Origin of the sequence: Hyphobacterium sp., from assembly GCF_965229905.1 — a bacterium.
In the GTDB taxonomy this organism is placed as follows: Bacteria; Pseudomonadota; Alphaproteobacteria; order Caulobacterales; family Maricaulaceae; genus Hyphobacterium.
The window spans coordinates 1,541,286-1,566,267 of sequence record NZ_OZ245930.1 but is presented as its reverse complement, the minus strand read 5'-3'; the positions used below and the strand labels follow the sequence as shown (position 1 = coordinate 1,566,267).

Below are 24,982 nucleotides of genomic sequence, written 5' to 3'. Positions count from 1 at the left end.
AGCCTAAATTTCCGGCAAGACGAGGGTTATATGCAGACTTGGATGTAATTTAGGCTCTGCGCCGCCTGCGTTGGACGAATATCGCCATAACGCCAAATATACAGGCGCCGTAAATGAACCAGAACAGCAGCCCACGAGTATTCACGAAAACTGTTTGTTCGATTGCATTTGGCAGGCTGACATCCGTCACCCCCTCGTAACGCCGCTCGATCGTCACCGGCATACGGCCGTAAGGATCGATCACGCCGGAAAAGCCGCGCGATGCGGAACGGATGATCGGGAGACCGGTTTCGATCGCCCGGTAACGCGCGATGTTGAGATGCTGCCGTGGCCCAGCCGTCGGGCCGAACCACGCATCGTTCGACACATTGAGCACCCATGCCGGCCGCTCGCCGCCCGCTGGAATCAGGCCGGAAAACACCACCTCATAGCAGATCAGCGGCGTGAACGGCGGCGCCTCCGCATCGTCCATCACGATGATTTCTTCGCCCGGCGAATACCCGGCAACCAATTCCTGCAGCGAGGAAATTTCAAATGACGCCAACCACTCGCTTAGCGGGACATATTCGCCGAACGGGACCAGATAGACCTTGTCATAAAGCCCACGGACCCGCGGCCGGTTTTCGTCAAATGAGATCGCGACCATCGAATTGTAATACCGGTACCCATCGGTTTCCCGCAGCTCCCGCCGCGGCGTTCCCGCCAGCAGGACCTGACCATCTGTCAGGATTTCCATCAGGGAGGAAATCGATTGACCGTCCTCGATCAGGAAGAGCGGCAGCGCACCTTCCGGCCACACCACATGGCTGACCGCCTCGACGCCTTCGCTCGCCGTGAGTTCGAGATACCGGTCGCGCAAGAGTGTCTCCCCGCCAGGGCCCCATTTGGTGCGCTGATCGACATCGACAGACACCAACCGGAACGTCAGGTCGGGGTAATAGGCCGTCTCCGCCCGGATCAGCCTTTGTGTCCCCGACGCATACAGCGCAGCCAGGGCGAACAGGCTGATCAATACCGGCAGCCTTTTGTGGATGGGCTGCCCCGGACCGGCGAGAGTCGCCGGGCTGGTAAACATCAAAAGCGTCAGAAGGCTCAGACCCCAGGCGCCGAACCAGGCAGCGGATTGGGACACCGCGCCGCCCGCCGGGAACACATGCGCCGGGATGTTCCAGGGAAATTGCGTGAATGGCAGGCCTTTCGCCGCCTCTGCCGCCAAAAGCAGCACGGCCAACACGACGATCCGTTCGGGTCCGCGCAACCCGATCCGCGCATAAAGCGCGCCCGCCGCGCCCCAAAACAGCGCCAGGAAAGCCGCGCCGCCAATCGCCACCAGCGGGCCGAAAAACACGAAGGCGCCGCCCCGGTTCCAGAAGGCAAAGGCCACCCAGAACACGCCAATCCCCAGATACGCCCAGGCAAAGACGAAACCGCGCCAGAAGCCGGACCTGACGGGCCGGCCGGTTTCAAGCGAGCCGTCGAGCAGCCAGACCAGCCCGGTCAGACCGATGGCCAGGGCCGGAAAGACATGCAGGGGTGACGCGGAAAGCCCGGAAACAAGGCCCAGCACCGCCAGAGCCGCGCAGGCTTTCCATTTTCGCAGGGATAACAGCCGGTTCCGCAACGCGTCGGGAGCCAGGTGATGTGCAAGCTGCCCGATCATCGCGCGTGCCGTCATGCCGGTTCCCAGGACTTGGCGGAATCGGCTGGCTTCTGCCGGCGCCGGATGCGCAGACGCTTGATGCGCCGCGGATCGGCATCCAGGACTTCGAACTCGAAGCCGCGCGCATGTGGGATCATTTCGCCGCGCTCCGGAATGCGGCCGGCGATCATGAACACCAGCCCGCCCAGCGTATCGACGTCATCGTCATCGCCAACGTCGAAAATCGCATAGCCGGTAATCGCTTCGAGCTCGCTGATCGTCGCGCGGGCATCCGCGACCCAGACGCCATTTCCTTTCGGAACGATGCCCGGCGTCGATTCGTCGTCATGCTCGTCCTCGATATCGCCGACAATCGGCTCGAGAAGATCCTCCAGCGTCACCAGCCCGTCCGTACCGCCATATTCATCGACAACGAGGGCCAGATGCATGCGCCGCGCCTGCATTTTCAACAGCAGGTCGATGGCGCGCATCGAGGGCGGCGCGAACAGCAGCGGGCGGCGGATATCTTCCAGGATCCGGCGGCCTGACCAGTCCGAAACGGGCTCGGATACCACCGGCACGAGCTGCGCCAGCACGTCCTTGATGTGTGCGATCCCGACCGGATCATCCAGCGATTCCCGATAGATCGGCAGGCGCGAATGAGCAGCGTCGGCAAATGCCGGGATCAGCTCGCCCAGCGGTGTGTTGATCTCGATGCCGACAATATCGGCCCGCGGCACCATTACATCCGCGACCTGCATCTGGTCGAAGATCTGGACGTTTGCGGCAAAACCATTGTGATCGCCTGACTCGGCGTCGCCAGCGCTGCCGAGCAGCTGACCCAACCGGGCGCGCCAACTTCGGCTTTTCGGTTCGTCACTCATCGCCGGGCCTCGTAGGGATCAGCGACGCCAATGTCGAAGAGCGCCTCTCGCTCCAATGCTTCCATCGCCTCTGCTTCCGTATCGGTCTGATGGTCTAGCCCCTGCAGGTGCAGGAACCCGTGAATCACCAGATGCGAAACATGGTCCTCAACCGGGATAGCCTTTTCTTCCGCCTCACGAAAGACAGTTTCGCGGCCCAGCGCGATGTCGCCGAGCCGGTCGGTTACATCGCCGTGCGCGGGAAAGGACAGGACATTCGTGGGCTGCGCCTTGCCGCGGAAGCGATCATTGAAATCGCGCATCCGGGCATCATCGGTGAACAGCACGCAAATTTCACCGTGGGCCGGACGTTCAAGGCGCATCGCTGCAGCACCAATCGAAGTGTTGCACAGCTTGGCCAGACGGACCGCCGGAGGCCATCCGTCACTGTCAATCTGTACGTCAATTGATGGTGCGTCAGCCTTGGTCATCGGCGTCGCGTTTTTCATAGGCATCGACAATCCGCGCCACGAGATCGTGCCGCACCACGTCCTTCCGGTCGAAGCGGATCATCCGCACAGCCTTGTCGCCTTTCAGGATATCCAGCGCTTCCGGCAGGCCCGACGGCTGACGGTGGTCGAGATCGGTCTGCGTCGGATCGCCGGTGACAACCATGCGCGAGCCCTCGCCCAAGCGTGTCAGCACCATGCGCATTTGCGCCCGCGTGGCATTTTGCGCTTCGTCGACAATGACGAAGGCGCGGTTCAATGTGCGGCCCCGCATGAAGGCCAGCGGCGCCACTTCGATCCGCTTGTCTTCGCGCAGTTTTTCCATCTGCGACCGGCCCAGCGAATCGCTCAGCGCGTCCCAGACGGGCAGCAAGTACGGATCGACTTTCTCGGCCAGGTCGCCGGGCAGGAACCCCAGCTTTTCCCCGGCCTCGACGGCCGGCCGCGTAATGATCAGCCGGTCGATCGATTTCAGAGCCAGCTGCGCCGCGCCATAGGCTACCGCCAGCAGCGTCTTGCCGGTTCCGGCCGGACCGACGCCGAAGATCAGATCGCTGCCGCGCACATCGTGCAGCGCGCGGATATACTCCGCCTGTTTCGGCGTGCGGGCCATGAAGCTCGCGCCGCGCGGCACCCGAATCACCGAGGAGTCGGCTGCGCTGGCCTGCGCATCATCATGATGGAGTACGGAGCGCACATCGGCCTCGTCACACGTCATCTGCTGTTCGAGGCGCGAATACAAACGGTTGAGCACGCGCTTGGCTTCCAACCGCGCGCGCGGCTCTGCGGCGGAAATCTGGATCTGCCCACCGCCGGGGGCCGCCAGGCGGACACCCAGCTCCTCCTCGATCAGGATCAGATGCCGGTCGCCGGATCCGGCGAGCAGGCGCACGCGGGCGTCATCCTCGAAATGAAGCGTCTCGACAGGATCTTTGCGCGGCTTGGCCGCCCGGCTGCGGGATTTCTTCGACGGGCTCAAGCGGCGTCCGCCTCCGCGGACAATTGACCCGCCAGCGAGTTGCGCGTGGCGCCCACAATTTCGACCTCTGCAATCTTGCCGATCAATCCGGACGGCGCATCGCAATGCACCGCTTGCAGATAGGGCGAGCGCCCGTGCAGCTGGCCGGGATCACGGCCTTCACGTTCAAACAGCACCGGCAGGCGGCGGCCGATCTGTGCCGTGTTGAAGTCTTTCTGCTGGGTCTCTAGCAGCGCCTGCAGTCTTTGCAGCCGCTCGGAAGCGACCTCATCGGCCACCTGACCCGGCAACGCGGCGCCCGGCGTACCGGGCCGGCGGGAATATTTGAAGCTGAACGCCGAAGCATAATTGATCTCGCGCACGCCCTGCAGCGTGGCTTCAAAATCGCCATCGGTCTCACCCGGGAAACCGACGATGAAATCGCCGGAAATCGCGATATCGGGCCGTGCCGCCCGGATCTTCTCGATGATCCGGGCATAATCGGCGAAACTATGCCGCCGGTTCATCGCCTTGAGAATCCGGTCCGAACCCGACTGCACGGGCAGATGCAGATAGGGCATGAGGCAATCGAGCTCGGCATGCGCCGCGATCAGCGCATCGTCCATGTCATTGGGATGCGAGGTCGTATAGCGGATCCGGTCCAGCCCGCCGATCAGCGCCAAATGCCGCAAGAGCTGCCCCAGCCCCCAAGCCCCGTCGGCTTCCGCGCCGGCCGGCGGCTCGCCATGATAGGCGTTCACATTCTGCCCCAGCAGCGTGATTTCGCGCACGCCCTTCGCAGCCAGCTGGCGCGCTTCATGGACAATCTGGTCGACCGGGCGCGACCATTCAGCGCCGCGCGTATAGGGCACTACGCAAAAGGTGCAAAACTTGTCGCAGCCTTCCTGAACCGTGAGGAAGGCCGAATAGCCCTCGACATGGCGCTCGCCGCCCAGCGCGTCGAATTTGGCGACCGGCTCGAATTCGGTCTCCATCCGCTCGCCGCGCGCGCGGTGGGTCTGCGCGATCAGCTCGGGCAGCTTGTGATAAGTCTGCGGGCCAACCACCAGGTCGACGACCGGCGCGCGGCGCATGATCTCTTCGCCTTCGGCCTGCGCCACGCAGCCCGCGACCGCAATCGTCATCGGTGCACCGGTCGAGGCCTTCTCGTCCTTGTGGGGACGCAAGCGGCCCAGCTCGGAATAGACCTTCTCGGCGGCTTTCTCGCGGATGTGGCAAGTGTTGAGGATGACCAGATCGGCATCGTCCGGCCGGTCCGACGGCTCATAGCCCAGCGGCGCGAGCACATCGCGCATGCGCTCGCTGTCATAAACATTCATCTGACAGCCATAGGTCTTGATGAAAAGCTTTTTGCGCTCTTGCGCCATGACGAACCCGGTTTTGCCAAAGAGCCGCGGGTTATGATGGAAAGCGACTGGAATCGCAAGCCCCGCCTAGGCTGTCACCTCGCTCCGGCCGATCACCCGCGCAATGATATAGACGGCGAACAGCGTCAGCATCCCGGCGAGCACAAATGGCGCGCCGGGGAAATAGAACGCGGCCTCGCGGTTCGAATAGGTATAGAAGATGTAGGTCATCAGGCCCGGGCCGAAGACCGTCATCAACGAGGACAGGCTGGTCGTGGCGCCCGAAAGCGCGCCCTGCATATTGGCCGGCACCTGGTTCGACATGATGCCCTGCACCGCCGGCCCGCCAATGCCGGCGAGCGCACCCAGGACGATGACGATGTACATCACGCCGGTATTCGGCGCGAGCGCATAGCCGAAATAGGCCAGGGCTGCGATCGAGAAACCGGCAACCGCCGCCCGCTTGGCGCCGAGCGCGGGAATGGCTTTGCGCGACAGGACGCCCTGAACAAAAGCCGCGGTCACGCCCACCGCGCCCAGTGACAACCCGACATCGGCCTCCGACCAGCCGAACTTCTCGGGCCCGTAATACGCCCAGACCGCCGGCAGCGAAGCGTGCCCGAGATAGAACAGGGCGAAAGCGCCCAGCAGGCCGAACACGATCGGGAATTGCCGCATCTGCAGCATCGCGCCGAACGGATTGGCATTGAACAGTTTGAATGGCCGCCGATTCTCTTCGCGCAGCGTCTCCGGCAGCACGATGAAGCCGTAAACAAGATTGGCGAAGCCCAGCGCGGAAGCCGCGAAAAACGGCAGGCGGTGATCGATTTCACCGAGGAAGCCGCCGACCACAGGTCCGATGATGAAACCGAGACCGAAGGCTGCGCCAATCAGTCCGAAATTGGCTCCCCGCTTCTCCGGCGGCGAAACATCGGCAATGTAGGCACCAGCGGTCGTGTACGTCGCCCCGAAAATACCCGACAGGATGCGTCCGACAAACAACACCCAGAGATAGGGGGCGAGCCCCATTACCAGATAATCGAGCGCAAATCCCGCCAATGAGAACAGCAATATGGGCCGGCGGCCGAACCGGTCAGACAGATTGCCGATGATCGGGGCACACACGAATTGCATCAGCGCATAAAGCGTCGCCAGCGCGCCGCCCCATAGGGCCGCCTGTGGCAGTGTCAGCCCGGTCAGATCGACAATTAGCTGCGGCAGCACCGGAATGATGATGCCCAGCCCGATCATGTCGACCAGAACCGTAATGAAAATAAAGGCCAGCGCGTGTCGGCCGGGACGCCGCGAAATCATCTCGTCTCCTGAGAGCCTAGCGCTTGTCTTCGGCCTCGAGGGGAACGGCGTAGAGCTCCAGCCGGTGATCCACCAGCCGGTAACCCAGCTTGCGCGCAACGGCTTCCTGCAGGCGTTCGATCTCTTCATTGACGAATTCGATCACTTCGCCCGAACGCAAATCGATCAGATGGTCGTGATGATCGTCGCTCGCTTCTTCGTAACGGGCTCGCCCGTCGCGGAAATCGTGCCGCTCAATGATCCCGGCCTCTTCGAACAGCCGCACGGTGCGGTATACCGTTGCCAGCGAGATCCGGTCATCTTCTGACGCCGCACGCCGATGCAGTTCTTCGGCATCGGGATGATCGTCCGCCATCGAGAGAATGCGCGCGATGACCCGCCGCTGTTCGGTCATACGCAGGCCTTTTTCGATGCAGAGTTTTTCAATGCGGTCCGGCATATCCTGTCCCCGTCAATCCGTTGTCCCAGACATAAGCCCGTCGCGCCGCTTCGTCTATTGCGCGAGTGTCTTTTCCATGACCAGAGCGTCCGACCCGTCCGAGTAATAACGCCGGCGGCGGCCGGCATTCCCATATCCCGCAGCCGCATAAAGCGCCCGCGCCGCCGTGTTCTGATCGGATACTTCAAGGAAGATTCGTTTGGCGCCGGCCAGGACCAACCGCTTCTCGGCTTCCGCGAGCAGCTGGCGAGCCACACCCTGGCGGCGCGAGTCCGGATCGACTGCCAGCGTCAAGATTTCTGCCTCATCCACCGCCTTTCGGACCAGAATGAACCCGCCGGAATTGCCCGTACCGCTTCGCAAACCGATCACATTTGGCTCCGCCAGCAAGCGCGCGAGGGCGGGCGCGGACCAGCCCCGGGGGAAACAGCAGGCATGGATAGCCGCCAGATGACCGCAATCCGTTTTCTCAATCGATGCGACGGTCATGTCCCGCCCGGCAGATTTGCATCCGGCGGCCGCGCATAAAACGGTTTCGGCGGACCGAATGGCGCCGTGGCGCGGCCCGTCAGGTCCAGCAGCGCGCCCAGTTCAGGTTCACCGTCTCGCACACCCGTCGCGGCGCATTTGATCAGCCGGGCACCGCTGCCCAGCAATGCTCCGGTGAGCCGGCCGTCGCGGATCGCCGTCTGAACGGCTTCTACGGCCATTGTCCGGGGTGCAGCCAGCGCCTCGCCGCCGTCGAAGGCTTGCACCACGACATCGCCACGGCGCGCATCGTGAACGGCCAGCGCTTTGCCGGCGATCCCGGCATCCGCAACGGTCCAGGCGAGCCGGCTGATGCCGACACACTCCGCTCCGGTCGCCAGCGCCAGGCCGCGTGCGAAGGCCACGCCGATACGGCTGCCCGCGAAACTGCCGGGACCGGTGCACACACCGATCCGCTCGAGATCGCGCGGTGCCAGCCCGGCACGGGCCAGAACCTCTTCGACCATTGGCGCCAGGCGTTCGGCCTGGCCGCGCGCCATTGTTTCTCGGGCAAAAACATCCGCGTGCCCGGGGCGGCGCAGGGCTACGGCGCAGCCCGGACCCGTCGTATCGATGGCCAGCAATCGCATGGCCGCGGCGTTTACAGGATTGTCGCAGCCTCGTCGAATGAAAGGCGCGGCAGCCGGGGGTGCTGCTTTTCGCCGGAGCCGTAACCGAGATTTACGAGAAAGTTGGTGGTCCAGCTCGCACGCGCCGTATCGGACTTGAAGAATGCCTCGTCCACACCGTCGATCGAGAAACCGGACATTGGTCCGACATCCAATCCCAGCGACCGCGCCGCAAGGATGAGATAGGCGCCTTGCAGCGTGCCATTGCGGAAACCGTTTGAGTCCGCCGTTTTCCTCATCATGTCGCGCGCGCCTTTGGAATGCGGGAATAGCTTCGGCATGTTCTCATAGAAGGCTTTGTCCCAAGCGACGATCACGGTGACCGGTGCGGTCATCGTTTTTTCGACATTGCCCTGCATGAGGTGCGGTTTCAGCCGCTCCTTGGCGGCATCCGATGTCAGAAATGCGAAACGCGCCGGCGAATTGTTCATGCTCGTCGGACCCATCTTCAAAAGATCGTAGAGCGATTTCAGCGTGTCGTTTGAGACGGGCCGGCCGGTCCACGCATAATGGGTGCGGCCGTCGCGGAACAGCTGGTCCAGCGACTTTTCATCAAGGGCTGAGGAGGAGGTATCGGAATCGCGCATTTTGGCCTCTGGTCAATTGAAGTTGACCGAGGACATAGGTCGCCAGGAGCGGTTGTTTAATCGCCGGAACGGAAAAACCGTCTATCCGACCGCCACGACTTCGCGGACTTCCGGCACATAATGCTTCAGAAGATTTTCGATCCCCGATTTGAGCGTCAGCGTCGAGGATGGACATCCGGAACACGCGCCCCGCATCACCAGCGCAACAATCCCGGTCTGCTCGTCAAAGCCCTTGAAGATGATATCGCCGCCATCCCGCGCCACGGCGGGCCGCACCCGCGTATCGATGATTTCCTTGATTTCTTTCGCCGGGCCGCTGTCCGGTTCGAATTCGACCTCACCGTCCGAGGCTTCAAACAAGGGCTGGCCGGACTGCAAAGCGTCCATCAGCGTGCCGAAAATGGCCGGCTTGATATGCGGCCAGTCGACCGTCTCGTCTTTCGAGACAGAGATATAATCCGCCCCGCAGAACACGCCCGTCACGCCGTCAATGGCGAACAATTCCCGCGCCAGAAGCGAGGTTTCCGCCTCCTCCGGCGTTGCAAACTCCCGCGGTTCTTCCGGCGCGATTTCGCGGCCGGGCAGGAACTTCATTGTGTTCGGGTTAGGGGTGTCTTCGGTCTGGATAAACATCGGGCGCACTCACAGCTGTTAGCCCTGAAATGGCGCTTTTGATCGGCTCCTGCAACCCTTGCCTATGTCAGCTGGTCGATTTCGTCGCGCGACAGGCCGCCGGGCACGACCGTCACCGGGATCGCCCGGGCACCGGTCAATCCGCGCCCGCGCGCCAGCGCCGTCACCAGCGGGCCGGGGCCTTCACCGGACTCGGCCGCGCCCAGCACCAGAATGGAGATGTGATCGTCGTCTTCGATCAGCTTGGCCAGCGCATCGCGCTTTTCGTCCTCGCGCAAGATCAGCTCCGGACGCTCGGCCATGACCGCTTCGGCATCCTCGGCCAGCGTGTCCAAGAGCTCGGTCGCTTCCTCTTCCGCCTCGCGGCGCATGGTCTCGGAAACACCGATCCAATGATCGAAATTCGACGGCTCGATGACCGCCAACAGCACGAGGCCGCAATCGGTGGCCTGCGCCCGCTTGGCCGCGAAATACAGCGCGGTCCGGCATTCCTCGCTCTGGTCCGCCACGACCAGGAATTTGCGGCGATGATCGCTCATGCGCATAGAATTGGCCTGACATGGCCCATTCGTCCAGATAGGAATGCGCCCGATGACCGTCCCGACCTATATAGACCGCCGCTCGGCCGGGGCCGCCGAGCAAGTGATCGCGCTCGAAGCCGAACGGGTTTCTGTCACCGAAAACGGCACCGTGAAACGCGCCATTCGCTATGAAGATTTACGCGAAATCCGATTGTCGATCGGGCTTGCGGGCCGCGACAGTCAGGTCCTGTGCCGCCTGACCGGACGGGATAATACCCGCATCCTCTTCGGCTCGCGAAGCTGGAAAGCGATCGGCGAATGGGAAAACCGCGCCGACCGGTTCCGCGAATTCAATGCCGCATTGCACGCCAGGGCGCTGGCCCACGCGGAAACGATTGCATTTATTGAAGGCCAGCCCTTCTGGTCAGGCCTGCTATTGCCGTGCATCGGACTGGCCTTGGCAGCGCTGGGGGCTGCCTTCGCCCTGTACTTCCTGCGTGAGGGCAATCCGCTCGCGCTGGTGGGCTTGCCGGGCATGGCGATCGGCCTGTATCTCGCCTGGATTCTGCGGCCGCGGCCGGCGAAACCCTATGATCCGGAAACCTATGCCCGGACCGCTAATACTCCGTGACTTGACCTGGCGGCATAGACCGGACCGCGAACGTCACCGGCACCTCGCCGGCATTCTGGAATTCCAGCACGCCCTCGACGCTGTCGCCTTCCACAACCGTCGCCAAACCGAACACCATCAGATGCCGGCCGCCTGGCGTGAACACCATCGGGCCGGCATTGGTGAGGAGCTGCGGGCCGATCTCGCGCATCTGCATGACGCCGCCCTCGCCGATGAAATGCCCGTGCAGCTCGACCCGCTCGGCGCCCTCAATCCGCGCGCCGGTCAAGAGGTCCTCTGTGCCCTCGGACAACTGCACAACGACATAGGCCGCGGTGACATCGCGCCCGCCCGGATGCGGGCGCATCCAGCTGGCGCGGACATCGATCGCGGTCTCCTGTTCAGCGACCGGGCCTGACTCGCCTGAGAAGCCGACATCCATCCCATGGCCGGCCGTGTCCATATCAGAACCTGTTTCCGCATCCGGGCCACTGCAGGCCGCCAGAATCAAACCAAGTCCGCAAATCATGATTGCGCGCATCAACCGTCTCCATTCATTGGGCAGGAAAATGGCATCCGGACCTGAATCCGAAAATGCGGCAAAATCACCGCCGGTCAGCGCCAGAAACCCACCACGTCCTTGACCTCGGCGATCACCGGGCCGGCGACGGTGCGGGCGCGTTCCGCGCCCTTCGCCAGAACCCGGTCGATCTCGGCCGGATCGTTGATCAGCCGCGCATATTCGTTGGCGACGGGCGCCAGGCGCTCGACCGCCAGCTCGGCCAGCTTTGGCTTGAACGCCCCGAAGCCCTGGCCGGCAAATTCGGCAATAACCTGTTCTTTCGACGACCCCGCCAGCGCCGCATAGATGCCCACCAGATTCGCGGCTTCGGGCCGGTCCGCCAGTGCTTCGACATTGTCCGGCAGGGCGGCAGGGTCAGTTTTCGCCTTCTTGATCTTGCGCGCGATCGTATCGGCATCGTCCGACAGATTGATCCGCGACAGATCCGACGGATCGGATTTCGACATCTTCTTCAACCCGTCCTTCAGCGACATGATCCGCGTGCCCGCCCCTTGGATCACCGGCTCCGGCAAGGGAAAGAAGCCGTCACAGTCGAAATCGCGCATGAATCGCGCCGCGATGTCGCGCGACAATTCGAGATGCTGCTTCTGGTCTTCACCGACCGGCACATGGGTCGCCTTGTAGACCAGTATGTCGGCGGCCTGGAGCACCGGATAGGTGAACAGGCCCACGCTGGCGCGCTCCTTGTCCTTTCCGGCCTTGTCCTTGAACTGGGTCATGCGCTCAAGCCAGCCGAGGCGCGCCACGCACTGGAAAATCCAGGCCAGCTCGGCATGGGCTGTCACCGAGGACTGTGCGAAAACGGCAGACTTCTCCGGATCCACACCCGATGCGATATAGGCCGCCGCAGCCTTGCGCACCGCGTCCGGGAGTTCCGCCGGATTGTGCGGCATGGTGATCGCGTGCAGATCGACCACGCAGTAAAAGCACGCCGCGCCGCGCTCCTGCAGCGCCACCCAATTAACCAGCGCCCCGAGATAATTGCCGAGATGCAGGCCGCCGGTGGGCTGCATGCCGGACAGGATGCGTTGGGGGCCAGAATAGGTCGGAGCGGTATCGGTCATCGGAGGTCTCTGATTGGCGGGCGTCAGGGCGCGGGTTTAGCCACGGGAGAAGGCGCTCCGCAACTCCGAAATCCGCACGCCGCGGGTGAGCAACGCGGCAGCGGCGTAAACCGCAAAGCCTGCGCCCGACGCCAAGACCGCCGCCAGCAGCCGCGAATCCAGCGCGAATGGCACGATATTGGTCCTGTAGAGCTCGATTGCCGCCATCCCGCCACCGGCAATCGCCGCCGCCAGCGCCAGACGGGGCAGGGCGCGGGCCAGACGCGCATCGGGCGCGAACCCGCCGCGCCGCGCCAGAAAATAGCCCAGCAGTCCGGCATTGATCCAGCCGGCCAGGGATGTTGCCGCCGCCAGCCCGACATGGCCCCGATCCGGCGCAAAGTCGCGGATCCAGAAAAACAGCGCAGCCCCGGCGGCGATATTGATCACCATCGAAACCGCCGCGAATTTCATGGGCGTCGCCGTGTCCTCGCGGGCGAAGAAACCGGGCGAAAACACCTTGATCAGCACAAAGGCCGGCAGGCCGAGCGCAAACACCTGCACCGCCAGCCGCGTCGACTCGGCATCCGCCGCCGTGAACGCGCCACGCTGGAACAATCCCTCGACCAGCAAGCCGGGCATGACCAGCAAGGCGGCCGTCGCCGGCAATGTCAGCGCCAGCGAAATCTCGATCGCCCGGTTGAGCGTTTCGGCCGCGCCGGTCTCATCCCCGCTGCGCAGCCGTTTCGACAGCGTCGGCAGGAGCGCCACCCCCATGGCAATGCCGATCACGCCAAGCGGCAGCTGATACAGCCGGTCGGCATAATAGAGCAGCGCCACCGCCCCGTCCTGAAACGTCGCGATCAGCTGGCTGATGACAATGTTGATCTGGGTTACACCGCCGGCGATCGCGCCGGGGACACCCAGCACGATCAGCCGCCTGACCTTCGGTGTCAGGCGGGGCCATCGCACCGACAGTCTGATCCCCGCACGCCGGCAGCCCCAGAACAGCATCGCCGCCTGAACCACACCCGAAACCGGCACGGCGATTGTGATCCACAACCCGGTCCGCGCCGGGTCATCCGGCGCCGCCAGCAACACGCCCACCATGATCACATTGAGCGCAATCGGGGCGGCCGCCGACAGGGCGAACCGGTCGTGCGCATTGAGCGTGCCGCCCATCATTGCGGTCAGCGAGACCAGCAGGAGATAGGGCATGGTGATCTGGGTGAAGAGCACCGCCATTTCGAACAGGCCCGGATCATCCAGAAAACCCGGTGCGATCCAGCGCATGATCGCCGGCATGAAGATCACAGCCAGCACGGTGAGCGCCGAGAGCACGACAATCATCACCGACAGCGTGTCGCGCGCAAAGCTATGCGCCTCGCCGGCGCCTTCACCCTCCAGCGTACGGGCGTAAAGCGGCACATAAGCCGAGTTGAACGCCCCCTCCGCGAAGAACCGCCGGAACAGGTTCGGGAAGCGGAAGGCGACAACAAAGGCGTTCGCCACCGGTCCGGTGCCCAGCGCTGCGGCCAGCAGCATCTCGCGGACAAAGCCGAGGACCCGGCTGACACCCGTCAGCCCGCCAATCACGAAAGTGGAGCGCAAAAGTTTCACGCGTCAGCGCCCCGCACTGGCGCGTGCCCGCGCGAGACCACGAGAGCGCGCGCGTTCTTCGACACGCTCTTCTTCTTCCGCCAGGACCGTCAATAATTGCGCCCGGATGGAGTCGATCTCCGCTTCATCCGTCAGCTTTTTCCCGTCTTTCAGCACATAGAACACGTCAGTTGCGCGCTCGCCATAACCGTCAATCCGCGCCGACTGCAATTCCAGCCCGGAATCCGCCAAGGCTTGCGAGAGATCGGCCAGCAGGCCGGGCCGGTCGCGCCCGGAAGCCTCGATCAGGGTCGCTGTTTCTGCCGCATCGGCATCGATCGACACCGTCGGGACCACCGTAAAGGCGGCCGCGCGCTGGGTCAGGCGACGCGCGGTCTTGGTGAGCGTTCGCGTTTTCGATCCCGCGGCCGCCCTCCGGACGCGCTCCGCCAGCGCATCGCGCGCCCGTTCCCGGTCAACACCATAGGGCTGACCGGATATGTCCTGCACGTAGAACACGTCGAACGCTTCACCGGAAGCCGTCGTGGAAACCTGCGCCCCGACAACATTGGCACCGAGCTCGGCGAGCACCGAAACAATGTCGGCGAACAGTCGGGGCCGGTCAGGCGCCATCATCATGATTTCGGTCGCCGCCCGCCTCTTGTCGATGCGGGCCGCCGCCGCGACGATATCGCCACGGCCCTTGGCCGCGCGCACAAAGGCGGCATGGCGCAACCGGTCGGCATCGGAAAAGGAAAGCCAATAGGCATCGTCGAGCTCGCGTGTCCAGCGCTCGGCGAAATCGGAATCGACCCGATCCAGCTTCTCGCGGAACGCCCGCCGCGCATCGTCGGCCTGTGCCCGCAGTATGTCGCGGATGTCCGAGGCCTCCTCGTTCGACGCATCGCTTTCCAGCACGCTGCGCGTCGCGACATAGAGGTCGCGCAACAGCTGGCCCTTCCAGCCATTCCAGATACCCGGTCCGACCGCCCGGATGTCGATGACCGTCAGAACGGTCAACAGGTTGAGCCGCTCCAGGGTCCCGACCTCACGGGCGAACTCGATCACGGTCTGCGGGTCGCCGATATCGCGCCGCTGTGCGGTATCGCTCATCAGGAGGTGCGACCGCACAAGCCACGCCACAAGCTCGGTTTCGGCCTTCGGCAGGCCCAGTCGGGTGCAGGCGGCGCGCGCTTGCGCCGCTCCCTCGACACACTGATCGCCCTTGCCCTTGCCCGTGTCGTGCAGCAGCGCCGCAAGATGCAAGGCCCGGCGGTTCTTGATATCGTGGATCACCTTGGTGGCCACCGGATGGTCGGCTTCCAGATCGCCATTCTCGATGTCGCGCAACACGCCGATCAGGTTGAGCGTGTGCTCATCGACTGTGTAGCGGTGATACATGTTGAACTGGGTCCGCGCGACGATCTCGCCAAACTCCGGAATGAATTGTCCCAATAGTCCGGCTTCGGTCATCAGCCGCAAAACCAGTTGCGGTGCCGCGGAATCCAGCAAGATCGAGAGAAATACCCGCACGGCCCGGGGATCCGACCGGAAATCCTCGTCGACCCGCCGGATATTCTGACCCACCGCCGCGATGGCATCGGGATGCAGATCCGCCCCCATCGCCGACGCCGCCCAGAACAGCCGCATGAGGAGCACCGGATCGCGCTCGATATCCGCCTGGTCGGCAAAATCCAGCCGCCCGTCGACCAGCCGGAACGATGAATCGGCGGGCTCGCCCGGCGCATCGGTGCGCGGCAGGAAACGGGCCAGGCCGCGGGGCCTCGACTTGCGGTGGTCGGCTTCCAGCTTGGCGCACACAAGGCGTGTCAGACTGCCGACATCCATCGCCGTCAGGAAATAGCGCCGCATGAAGCGTTCGACCGCGCTTTCCGCCTCGGCATCGTCAAAGCCCATACGGGCCGCGATCTCCGGCTGGATGTCGAAGGTCAAGCGGTCGTCCTTGCCCTCGACGAGCTCATGGATATGAAACCGGATCGTCCAGAAGAAATCCGTCGCGCGCAGATATTTCTCGACATCCGAGACGGTCAGCAGTCCGGACGACACCCAGCGCTCGAAGGCGTCCGCCCCGTACAGGAATTGCGCCAGCCAGCGCAAAAGCTGCAGATCGCGCAGACCGCCCTTGGACTCCTTCACATTGGGCTCGACCGTATAGCGCGACGCGCCAGCCTTGCGGATGCGGGCGTCGCGCTCATCCAGCTTCGCTTCAACAAAGGCCGCGCCACTCGAAATCGCCTCTTCGCGCAACTTCCGGCGCAGCATCTCCGCCAATGCCGGATTGCCGGCAAGATGGCGCAGCGACAGCATCGAGGTGCGCTCGCCGATATTCTCGCGGGCAATTTCGAGGCTTTCCTTGACCGAGCGCGTCGCCCCGCCGCCGATTTCCAGCCCGCAATCCCAGAGAATCTGGATCAGGTCTGACACGAAGGCATCATGCGCCGCGCTGGTCTGTTTGGGTTTGAGAAACAGGAGATCCAGATCCGATCGCGGCGCCAGCTCTCCCGCGCCATAGCCGCCAATCGCCGTCAGCGCGACTTCCTGACCGGCGGCGCCGTGATCGGCGGCCACGGAATCGAACACCGCCGCCAAGGTCGCATTCATCACACCGGACAGGAATCGCGCTGCTTCGAGTCCGCCCGTAGCCCCCCGCAGCTTGTCGGTGGCCGCTTCTCGGCCCGCACCAATCGCCGCCTTGATCCGCACGATGGCGCCCTGCCGGGCTGGCAGGTCCGCCCACCCCTTTTCGCCGAGTGCGGCCGCCAGCTCGGCGCGGAGCTTGAGGCCGTCAAGCGCGGCGGGAAGGGCGGAAACTAGCATGGCGCGAGTCTATCGGGCCGGGCTCACAGCGTCACTCTTTCTCTTCGTCGCTGAGACGCTTGAGTTCATAGAGGCAATCGAGCGCCTCGCGCGGGCTCAGATGATCCGGCTCGATGCGTTGCAGGCGTTCATTCAGTGCCGAAGGCTTGCGCGGCGCTTCGACGGCTACGCTGGAGAAAAGCGGCAGCTCCGCCAGTGCCGCAGCGGGTGCATCCTCGCTTTCCAGCCGCTCCAGGATCGTTGTGGCGCGCGCAATCGCCGCCTTCGGCAGGCCGGCCCGGCGCGCCACCTCGATCCCGTAGGACTTGTCCGCGGGACCTTCCGCAACCTGGTGAAGGAACACCAGCTCGCCCTTCCACTCTTTCGCCTTCAGGCTGACATTGCCGGCGAGTTCCAGCTCGTCGGCCAGGCGCGTCAGCTCGTGATAATGCGTGGCGAACAGCGCCCGGCAGCGATTGACCTCGTGCAGATGTTCCGCCGCCGCCCAGGCGATCGACAGCCCGTCAAATGTGGACGTACCGCGCCCGACCTCGTCGAGGATCACGAAGCTGCGCGTCGTCGCTTGGTTCAGGATCGCCGATGTCTCGACCATTTCGTTCATGAAGGTCGAGCGCCCGCGCGCCAGATCGTCCGCCGCGCCGACGCGCGAAAACAGCCGGTCGGCGAGCCCGATCTCGGCCGATGCGGCCGGCACATACAACCCCGCCTGGGCGAGAATCAGCATCAGCGCATTCTGCCGCAGATAGGTGGATTTACCGGCCATGTTCGGACCGGTCACGAGCACGAGCCGGGGCCCATCCTCGGCCAGCGCGCAGTCATTGGGCGTGAACCCGGCCTCGCCGGACACCTTGAGCGCCGCTTCGACCACTGGATGGCGGCCGCTCTTCACCCGGAAGACCGGTATCTCACCCAGTTCCGGCCGGACCCAGTTTCGCTCCGTTGCCAGTTTCGCATTCGCGCAGGCGACATCGATCTCCGCGAGCGCGCGCGCAATGACGCGAATATCTTCGGCCAGGGCTTCGATGCGGTCGCGGAACCCGTTGAACGCCTCCGCCTCCAGCGCCAACGCCCGGTCGGCCGCGCCGGAGATGCGGCTTTGCAGCTCAGCCAGCTCGGCGGTGGTGAATCGCACCGCATTCGCCATCGTCTGGCGGTGGATGAAATCGTCATGCGCCATCAACGGGTCGGCCTGCTTGGCCGTCACCTCGATGAAATAGCCGAGCACATTGTTGTGCTTGACCTTGAGGTTCGAAACGCCCGTCGCTTCGCCGTAGGTTTTCTGCAAACCCGCGATCAGCTTGCGCGAATCGTCACGCAGGACCCGGGCCTCGTCGAGCGCGGGAATCCAGCCCCCGGCGATGAAACCGCCATCGCGCACCGCAATGCCCGGCGATTCGACGAGCGCCGCGGAAAGGTCCTCGCAAAGCGTCTGAAGCGCCGGATGGGCGTTGACGTCCAGCAGGCCACCCAATGCCTGCAAGCGTTCAGGGACCTCGAAATCCGGAGCGCCCGTCAACAGCGCCGACAGTGCCTGGGCTTCCTTCAGCCCGTCCCGCAAAGCGGCCAGATCGCGCGGGCCGCCCCGCGACAAGACCAGCCGCGACGCCGCCCGTTCCGGATCGCCGGCGGCCTTGAGACGATCTCGGACCTTATCCGAGACCGGTGAGTCTAGGAAATGTGCCAGCAAGTCTTGACGCGCGCGGATCACGTCCAGATCGGTCGAAGGCCGCGTCAGCCGCGCCGCCAGGAGGCGCGCGCCCGGGGCCGTCACCGTCTCGTCGATCACCTCAAGCAGCGAGCCCTTCCGGTCGCCCGACAAGGTCCGGTCAATCTCCAGGCTGGCGCGGGTTGCCGGATCGATCAGCAGCGCGTGGCCGGCCTTGACCTGGCGTGGCGGCGATAGCTTGGCCGGAGCTCCGGCTTGCGCCAGTTCGAGATAATCCAGCAGCGCGCCCAGTGCCGCCAGCTCGGCATTTTCGAAATCACCGAATGCATCGAGCGATTGTACGTCGAAGCGGGCTTTCAGCCGGCGCTCACCGGACTTCGCATCGAACTTGGCGCGGGCTTGCGGCGTGATCCGGTTGGCCGCGATCCAGTCGCGCGCCGCGACATAGCGGTCTTCCTGGACCAGCAGTTCGGCCGGTCCCAGCGCGCTGATTTCCGCCGCGATCAAAGTGGGATCGACGGCGCAGACCGCAAACTCGCCGGTCGAGATTTCCGCCCAGGCCAAAGCGGCACCACCTGCGGCCGTTTCCGCGAGCGCCGCAATCCGGTTCGAACTGCGCGCATCGAGCAATGCATCCTCGGTCAGCGTGCCCGGCGTCACAATGCGCGTCAGTCCACGCTCGACCGTCTTCGCACCGCGCGCTTTTGCAGCGGCGGGGTCCTCCAGCTGCTCACCTACCGCGACCTTGAACCCAGCCTTGATCAGGCGCGCCAGATAGGCCTCGGCCGTCGCCGCCGGCACCCCGCACATCGGGATCGGTTCGCCCTGGTGCTGGCCGCGCTGTGTCAGCGCAATATCGAGCGCTTCGGCCGCCCGCTTCGCATCGTCGAAAAACAGCTCGTAGAAGTCGCCCATGCGATAGAACAGGAGCGCGTCCTTCGGCGTATCCTCCCGCAGCGCCAGGAATTGCGCCATCATCGGCGTCGCGCCTTCGGCGCTTGGAAAGATGCGGTCGTTGAGTTCGGTCAGGGACATGAGGGCGGCGAAATTGGCCGGGATTCGAGGGCTTCGCAAGCGGTCATGACGCTTGCGTCGGTGACACGCGGCGTTAGGTTCGAAGCACCCATCCTGATTTCCGAACCGGGAATGCCGCAATGCCCGACCGCACCAGCCCCGTGGCCGACGAAGACGCGCTGAAATTCCACAGCCAGCCGACCCGCGGCAAACTTGCCCTTCAGCCCACCAAGCCGATGGCGACCCAGCGCGATCTGTCGCTCGCCTATTCGCCGGGCGTGGCCGCACCGGTGAAGGCGATCGCCGCCGATCCCGACGCCGTCTACGAGTACACCTCGAAAGGCAATATGGTCGCGGTGGTCTCGAACGGTACAGCCATTCTCGGCCTTGGTAATCTCGGACCGATGGCCTCCAAGCCGGTCATGGAAGGCAAGGCCGTCCTGTTCAAGCGGTTCGCCGACATCGACGGCATGGACATTGAGGTTTCGGAAGACGATCCCGACCAATTCATCGAATGCGTCGCGCGTTTCGGCGAAACGTTCGGCGGTATCAATCTCGAAGACATCAAGGGGCCGGACTGCTTCATCATCGAGCAGAAGCTGCGCGAGCGCCTCGACATCCCGGTCTTTCACGATGACCAGCACGGCACCGCCATCATCGCTGCCGCCGGCATCATCAATGCCTGCGAGATCACGCGGCGCGACATGTCGAAGCTGAAAGTCGTCGTTAACGGCGCCGGCGCCGCCGGGATCGCCGTGCTCGAACTGCTTAAGGCGATGGGCGTGAAAGCCGCCAACTGCATTCTCTGCGACTCGCGCGGACCCATCTATCAGGGCCGCGAAGACGGCATGAACCAGTGGAAGGCCGCTCATGCCGCGCCGACCAAGGCCCGCACCCTCGCCGAAGCGCTGAAGGGCGCTGACTGTTTTCTCGGCCTGTCGGTCGCCGGTGCGGTCGACGAGGACATGGTCAAGTCCATGGCGAAGGATCCGATCATCTTCGCCATGGCCAATCCCGAACCGGAAATCCGGCCTGAAATCGTCCGCAAGATCCGCAAGGATGCGATCATGGCCACCGGCCGCTCGGATTATCCGAACCAGGTCAATAATGTGCTGGGCTTTCCCTACATTTTCCGGGGAGCGCTCGATGTCCGCGCCCGCACGATCAACGAGGAAATGAAAATTGCCTGCGCCACCGCGCTGGCCAATCTCGCGAAAGAGGACGTGCCGGACGAGGTGGCCGCCGCCTATCATGGCCAGCGGCCAAGTTTCGGCCGGGAATACATCATTCCTTCGCCCTTCGATCCGCGGCTGATTTCCTACGTTCCGCCCTATGTCGCGCAGGCCGCGATGGATACCGGCGTCGCCCGGCGGCCGATCGACGACATGAAGCTTTACCGGGCCTCGCTCGCCCGGCGCCTCGATCCGACTGCCGCGCTGTTGCAGCGCATCCAGGGAGCGGTCGCCGGAAAAGGCAAACGCGTCGTCTTCGCCGAGGGCGAGGAGCCTTCTGTCATCCGCGCCGCGTACGCGTTCCAGAATCAGGAATTGGGCGAAGCCATCCTGGTCGGCCGCGAAGAACAGACGCGCGCCAATATGCGCCTGGTCGGCGTGCCCGAAGACGCGCTGAAAATCGTCAATGCACGCTTGTCGGAACGCAATTCCGACTATGCCGCCTTCCTGTATTCGCGGCTCCAGCGCGAAGGTTATCTGAAGCGCGATGTCCAGCGGCTGGTCAATAATGACCGCAACGTCTTCTCCGCCTGCATGGTCAAGCTCGGCGATGCCGACGGCATGGTGACCGGTGTCACCCGGAACTATGACGCCGCCCTGCAGGATATTTCCCGCGTGCTCGATCCGGCCAATGGCGAACGGGTCATCGGCATGTCGATCGTGCTCGCCAAGAACCGCACGCTATTCATTGCCGATACCAATGTGACGGAATTCCCCGACGCCCCGGCGCTGGCCGATATTGCCTGCGAAGCCGCGGCGGCGGCCCGCCGTTTCGGCTTCGATCCGCGCGTCGCCTTCCTATCCTATTCGACCTTCGGCAATCCGGCCGGCCAACGCTCGGAAAAGCTCCAGGCGGCGGTCAGCCTGCTCGACGAACGTGAGGTCGACTTCGAGTATGAAGGCGAGATGGCGGCCGATGTCGCGCTCGATTCGGCGCATCGCCTGCTCTACCCGTTCTCGCGCCTGTCGGGACCAGCCAATGTGCTGGTCATGCCAGCGATCCACTCGGCCTCGATTGCCACCCGGCTGATGGGCGCAGGTGCCGGCGCAACGGTGCTGGGGCCGATGCTGCTGGGATTTGAAAAACCGGTTCAGATCGCCCGGCTTGGTGCCCCCGTCACCGAGATCGCCACCCTGGCAGCGCTCGCTGCGTACGATCTCTCGGCCGACGGCATGGCAGCGGAGTAGGTCAGACGGTTTCGCGTTCGGCGAATTTGTGCTGCCCGGTCGCGGCCTTCGGTCCCATGGTCATGATAATGAACAGGACGATCCCGGCGGGCACTGTCCACGCCGCCGTGATGAGGAAGAAGTTCACATAGCCGACCGCGTCCGCGAGCACACCCGAAAACCCTGACAGGAATTTGGCCACGAAAGCGTAGAAGGAGCTGATCAGCGCGTATTGGGTTGCGGCATTGGCCGGATCTACGAGGCTGGACAGATAGGCGATGAAAGCGGTGGTCACGAAACCGCCCGCGAGATTGTCCCCGACGATCGCCACGGTCAGCTGCCAGATGCTGTCGGAATCGGCTGTCGCTGCCAGCCAAGCATAGGCGCCGTTGGTGATGAGCGTGATCACCAGCCCGATGACGAGCGCGCGCATCAGACCGAAGCGGAACACGGCGATACCGCCGACGAACAACCCGATCATGGTCGCGGCCAGCCCCGGACCGCTCTGGATGCCGCCGACAATGGCACGGTCGAAGCCGATGTCCGCATACAGCGGACTGGCCATAACGCCCATGGTAAAGTCCGACATGCGATAGATCATGACGAGGAGGATGACCGGCAAAAGCCAGCCGCCCAACCGCCCCAGGAATTGCTTGAACGGTTCCCAGACCGCATTGACGACCTTCATTCCGAACGAGCCTTCTAGCCCGCGCTTGGCAACACCTGCCTGCGGCTCCTTCATGAAGAAGACCAGTACCGCCGAGATGGCCATCGCCCCTGCCATGGCGAGGAAGGACACCGACCAGTTCGACCATTCAGAGATCGCCAACCCGAGCCCCGACGTCATGTAGGCAATGCGATATCCGAACGAATAAGCCGCTGCCATGTTGGCCTGCATCCGGTTCGGGGCCGACTCGATACGCCAGGCATCGATAGCCACATCAAGTGTTGCGCCGGAATAAGACAAGAGAATCGCGCCAATCGCCACGGGCAGGAGGCCCTGTGTGGGATCAGTCTGTGAGATGATGGCCAGTCCGATTACTGTGCCGCTGATCGCCGTGACGATCCATGAGCGGCGCGCCCCGAGCGCGCGATGCAGGAACGGGATTTGGACCCTGTCGACAATGGGCGCCCACAGGAATTTGAACGTGTAAGACAGCGTCACCCAGTAGAAGAAGCCGATTGTCGATCGCTCGATACCGGCATCCCGCAACCAGAAAGACAGTTTCTGGAAGACCATGTAGAGCGGCAAGCCGGACGCAAATCCGAGGATCAGCATCGACAGCATGACAGGTGTGAAGTAGACGAGAACCGTCCGCTGCCAGCTGCGCGTCTCATCCCCTGGCAGGCTTGCATCCGTCATCGGCAAAGTCTCCGGCTTATCCGGACACGACCCTGAAACGGTTTTGCGCTTTCGACAAGCTCAGCAAAGTCCCGGTAAGGGTTTCAGGATCCACGGGTTTTGTCAGGAATGCGTTCATGCCGGCCTCGAGGCAGGCCCGCCGGTCGGCGTCCGACGTATTCGCCGTCAGCGCCACAAGCGGGAGGTTGTTGCCTTCACCGCGCAACGCCTTGGCAACGGCCGGACCGTCCATTTCCGGCATGCGCAGATCCAGCAGGGCAACATCAAGCCCGCCCATACGCAAACGGTCGAGCGCTTCGCGTCCGTTTTGCGCCCGCTCCGGCTGGGCTCCGAGCCGCAGCAGAGTGCGCTCGGCAATCAGCCCATTCACCGGGTCGTCCTCGGCGACCAGAATCCGCAGCCCGGCGAGCGGCCAACCTTCGCCCTCCAGACGGTTTGCGTCGCCCGCCCGGCCAGGCAAATCCCGTCCAATGAAGCGTTCCAGGCTTTGCCGCCGGACCGGAAGGACCAGCCACCCGTCCGCGCCCTCCGGCGGATTATCGCGGATGCGGTCTTTTTCGGCCGCCTCGGCCAGAATCAGGGCGCGCTTGGCGCCGCTGCCTTTTGCGCGATCCGCCCATTTCGCGTCGAGCAGCAGCGTCGTGCCGCGCGCGGCGCTCAGGCGATCCGGATTGGACAGCGTCCGCGCTTCACCGCCAAGCGCCAGAACTTGCGCCGACAGGGCATTGCGGATCACCGATGCCGGCGAAGCAATGGTCACCTGCTCGCCGGCGAGCGGACGGTCGATGCGAGCGCCCTTGCGGACCGGCAGGGGCAGGGCCGCCCAGAAGGATGCGCCATCCCCGGGCATGCTTTGCAAGCCGATCTCGCCATTCATGGCCTCAACCAGCTTTTTGACGGTGGACAGGCCGAGCCCCGCCCCGCTTTCAGCGAGCTGTGCCGGGCCGCTGCCGCGCTCGAAATGATCGAATATCTTGGCCTGATCGGCCGGGTCGATGCCCGGACCGGTATCGCGCACGGTGATGATCAGCCGCGCCCGGTCCTCGCTGTCGATGTCACCCGACAACTCCACCCAGCAACCGCCGGACTGCGTGAACTTCACGGCATTGCCCAAAAGATTGAACAGGATCTGGCGGACCCGGCCGATATCGGCCAACACTTCTTCCGGTGCGCTGTCATGCACAACGCTGGCGATTGCCAGGCCTTTCTCGGCCGCTTTCGGCGCCAGAAGTTCCACGGCATGGCGGGCAATGTCGGCGGGCCGGGCCGGTTCGGGTCGGAAATCGAAATGCCCGGCCTCGAGCCGCGACAGGTCGAGGATTTCGTCGATCAGCTGCAGGCCGTGGACCGCGCTGTCGGCGACCGCCCGGACATATTCGCGTTGATCGGCTTGCAGCGGGGTGGTTGCCAAGAGGTCGGCGACCCCTTTCACACCGGCGAGCGGGGTGCGCAATTCGTGCGTGACGGACGCAAAGAACCGCGTGCGGGCATCTTCCGCCTGCCGGCGCTCTTCGACGGCGTCGCGCTGATCGGTGACATCGCGCCCGATCGAAATCGATCCGCCGCTTTCGACCGGCCGCTCATCCCATTCCACCCAGCGATTGCCGGATCGCGTCCGCATCAGCGATTCGAACCGGCGCGCGCCTTTTTCTACCGGGGCGGCTGGAGCCACCGCGAACCAGCGGCCGATCCAGTCCGACCGCTTGCCGCCGAAAGCCGATAGGAAGGCGTGATTGACGAATTGCACCCGGCCGTCTTCCGCGCGCAGCATGGCCATTTCGCCGGCCGCATCCAGGGCGGCTAGCGCCGCCTCGGCCTCGGCCGACGGGTTCGACGGGGCGTTCGCATCAGACATGCCGGCAGGTTTATCCGTCGACCGG

At 64.0% G+C, this 24,982-nt stretch carries 21 protein-coding genes; 2 read left to right on the top strand and 19 right to left on the bottom strand.

What is annotated here, in order from left to right:
* Positions 1-49: 49 nt before the first annotated feature.
* The 12 genes from lnt to ACO08C_RS07855 all read right to left on the bottom strand — a co-directional run bounded on the left by lnt (position 50) and on the right by ACO08C_RS07855 (position 10,005).
* On the bottom strand, positions 50-1,675 hold the full coding sequence (gene lnt, locus ACO08C_RS07910) for an apolipoprotein N-acyltransferase (RefSeq protein ID WP_421784675.1): 1,626 nt from the start codon (positions 1,673-1,675) through the stop codon (positions 50-52).
* Positions 1,672-2,523: a hemolysin family protein gene (locus tag ACO08C_RS07905; RefSeq protein ID WP_421784673.1), complete on the bottom strand. Its 852-nt coding sequence runs from the start codon at positions 2,521-2,523 to the stop codon at positions 1,672-1,674. Before ACO08C_RS07905 ends, lnt begins: the two co-directional genes overlap by 4 nt.
* The gene (gene ybeY / locus ACO08C_RS07900; RefSeq protein WP_421784671.1) at positions 2,520-2,993 is read right to left on the bottom strand and encodes an rRNA maturation RNase YbeY; all 474 of its coding nucleotides are present in this window, start codon (positions 2,991-2,993) and stop codon (positions 2,520-2,522) included. Before ybeY ends, ACO08C_RS07905 begins: the two co-directional genes overlap by 4 nt.
* Positions 2,980-3,990, bottom strand: coding sequence for a PhoH family protein (locus ACO08C_RS07895; RefSeq protein ID WP_421784670.1), 1,011 nt, complete (start codon positions 3,988-3,990; stop codon positions 2,980-2,982). Before ACO08C_RS07895 ends, ybeY begins: the two co-directional genes overlap by 14 nt.
* Complete coding sequence (gene miaB, locus ACO08C_RS07890; protein WP_421784668.1) at positions 3,987-5,357, bottom strand: tRNA (N6-isopentenyl adenosine(37)-C2)-methylthiotransferase MiaB; 1,371 nt, start codon at positions 5,355-5,357, stop codon at positions 3,987-3,989. Before miaB ends, ACO08C_RS07895 begins: the two co-directional genes overlap by 4 nt.
* Before the next feature lie 66 nt (positions 5,358-5,423).
* Positions 5,424-6,650, bottom strand: a complete 1,227-nt coding sequence (locus tag ACO08C_RS07885) for a TCR/Tet family MFS transporter (protein ID WP_421784666.1) — start codon at positions 6,648-6,650, stop codon at positions 5,424-5,426.
* Positions 6,651-6,666: 16 nt separating this feature from the next.
* Positions 6,667-7,089, bottom strand: a complete 423-nt coding sequence (locus ACO08C_RS07880) for a Fur family transcriptional regulator (RefSeq protein ID WP_421784664.1) — start codon at positions 7,087-7,089, stop codon at positions 6,667-6,669.
* A gap of 54 nt (positions 7,090-7,143) precedes the next feature.
* On the bottom strand, positions 7,144-7,578 hold the full coding sequence (gene rimI, locus ACO08C_RS07875; RefSeq protein WP_421784662.1) for a ribosomal protein S18-alanine N-acetyltransferase: 435 nt from the start codon (positions 7,576-7,578) through the stop codon (positions 7,144-7,146).
* Positions 7,575-8,207, bottom strand: coding sequence for a tRNA (adenosine(37)-N6)-threonylcarbamoyltransferase complex dimerization subunit type 1 TsaB (gene tsaB, locus ACO08C_RS07870; RefSeq protein ID WP_421784661.1), 633 nt, complete (start codon positions 8,205-8,207; stop codon positions 7,575-7,577). The genes rimI and tsaB overlap by 4 nt, the downstream gene beginning before the upstream one ends.
* Positions 8,208-8,218: 11 nt before the next feature.
* Positions 8,219-8,833, bottom strand: a complete 615-nt coding sequence (locus ACO08C_RS07865) for a malonic semialdehyde reductase (RefSeq protein ID WP_421784659.1) — start codon at positions 8,831-8,833, stop codon at positions 8,219-8,221.
* An 81-nt stretch (positions 8,834-8,914) separates the two neighbouring features.
* Positions 8,915-9,466, bottom strand: a complete 552-nt coding sequence (locus ACO08C_RS07860) for a NifU family protein (RefSeq protein WP_421784657.1) — start codon at positions 9,464-9,466, stop codon at positions 8,915-8,917.
* Between the two features lie 62 nt (positions 9,467-9,528).
* A complete protein-coding gene (locus ACO08C_RS07855) occupies positions 9,529-10,005 on the bottom strand; it encodes a universal stress protein (RefSeq protein WP_421784655.1) in 477 nt (158 codons plus the stop codon).
* Positions 10,006-10,057: 52 nt separating this feature from the next.
* Between ACO08C_RS07855 and ACO08C_RS07850 the strand changes: the two genes are divergently transcribed.
* On the top strand, positions 10,058-10,618 hold the full coding sequence (locus ACO08C_RS07850; protein ID WP_421784653.1) for a hypothetical protein: 561 nt from the start codon (positions 10,058-10,060) through the stop codon (positions 10,616-10,618).
* On the opposite strand, the gene ACO08C_RS07845 is transcribed toward ACO08C_RS07850, so the two are convergent.
* The 5 genes from ACO08C_RS07845 to mutS form a co-directional block, all read right to left on the bottom strand.
* Positions 10,605-11,138: a copper chaperone PCu(A)C gene (locus ACO08C_RS07845; protein WP_421784651.1), complete on the bottom strand. Its 534-nt coding sequence runs from the start codon at positions 11,136-11,138 to the stop codon at positions 10,605-10,607. The genes ACO08C_RS07850 and ACO08C_RS07845 overlap by 14 nt on opposite strands.
* 74 nt (positions 11,139-11,212) lie before the next feature.
* Positions 11,213-12,244, bottom strand: a complete 1,032-nt coding sequence (gene trpS / locus ACO08C_RS07840) for a tryptophan--tRNA ligase (protein ID WP_421784649.1) — start codon at positions 12,242-12,244, stop codon at positions 11,213-11,215.
* Positions 12,245-12,280: 36 nt separating this feature from the next.
* Positions 12,281-13,843 (bottom strand): murein biosynthesis integral membrane protein MurJ, encoded by a 1,563-nt coding sequence (gene murJ / locus ACO08C_RS07835; protein ID WP_421784648.1) that lies wholly within the window; start codon positions 13,841-13,843, stop codon positions 12,281-12,283.
* 3 nt (positions 13,844-13,846) lie between these two features.
* Positions 13,847-16,660 carry a [protein-PII] uridylyltransferase gene (locus ACO08C_RS07830; protein ID WP_421784646.1) on the bottom strand — a complete coding sequence of 938 codons (2,814 nt, stop codon included), beginning with the start codon at positions 16,658-16,660 and terminating at the stop codon, positions 13,847-13,849.
* Between the two features lie 31 nt (positions 16,661-16,691).
* Positions 16,692-19,361, bottom strand: a complete 2,670-nt coding sequence (gene mutS / locus ACO08C_RS07825; RefSeq protein WP_421784644.1) for a DNA mismatch repair protein MutS — start codon at positions 19,359-19,361, stop codon at positions 16,692-16,694.
* A 119-nt stretch (positions 19,362-19,480) separates the two neighbouring features.
* Here mutS and ACO08C_RS07820 point away from each other — a divergent pair, with 119 nt between their 5' ends.
* On the top strand, positions 19,481-21,760 hold the full coding sequence (locus tag ACO08C_RS07820; protein WP_421784642.1) for an NADP-dependent malic enzyme: 2,280 nt from the start codon (positions 19,481-19,483) through the stop codon (positions 21,758-21,760).
* 1 nt (position 21,761) lies between these two features.
* On the opposite strand, the gene ACO08C_RS07815 is transcribed toward ACO08C_RS07820, so the two are convergent.
* Positions 21,762-23,102 (bottom strand): AmpG family muropeptide MFS transporter, encoded by a 1,341-nt coding sequence (locus ACO08C_RS07815; protein WP_421784640.1) that lies wholly within the window; start codon positions 23,100-23,102, stop codon positions 21,762-21,764.
* 16 nt (positions 23,103-23,118) lie between these two features.
* Positions 23,119-24,957 (bottom strand): ATP-binding protein, encoded by a 1,839-nt coding sequence (locus tag ACO08C_RS07810; RefSeq protein WP_421784638.1) that lies wholly within the window; start codon positions 24,955-24,957, stop codon positions 23,119-23,121.
* Positions 24,958-24,982: the final 25 nt, after the last annotated feature.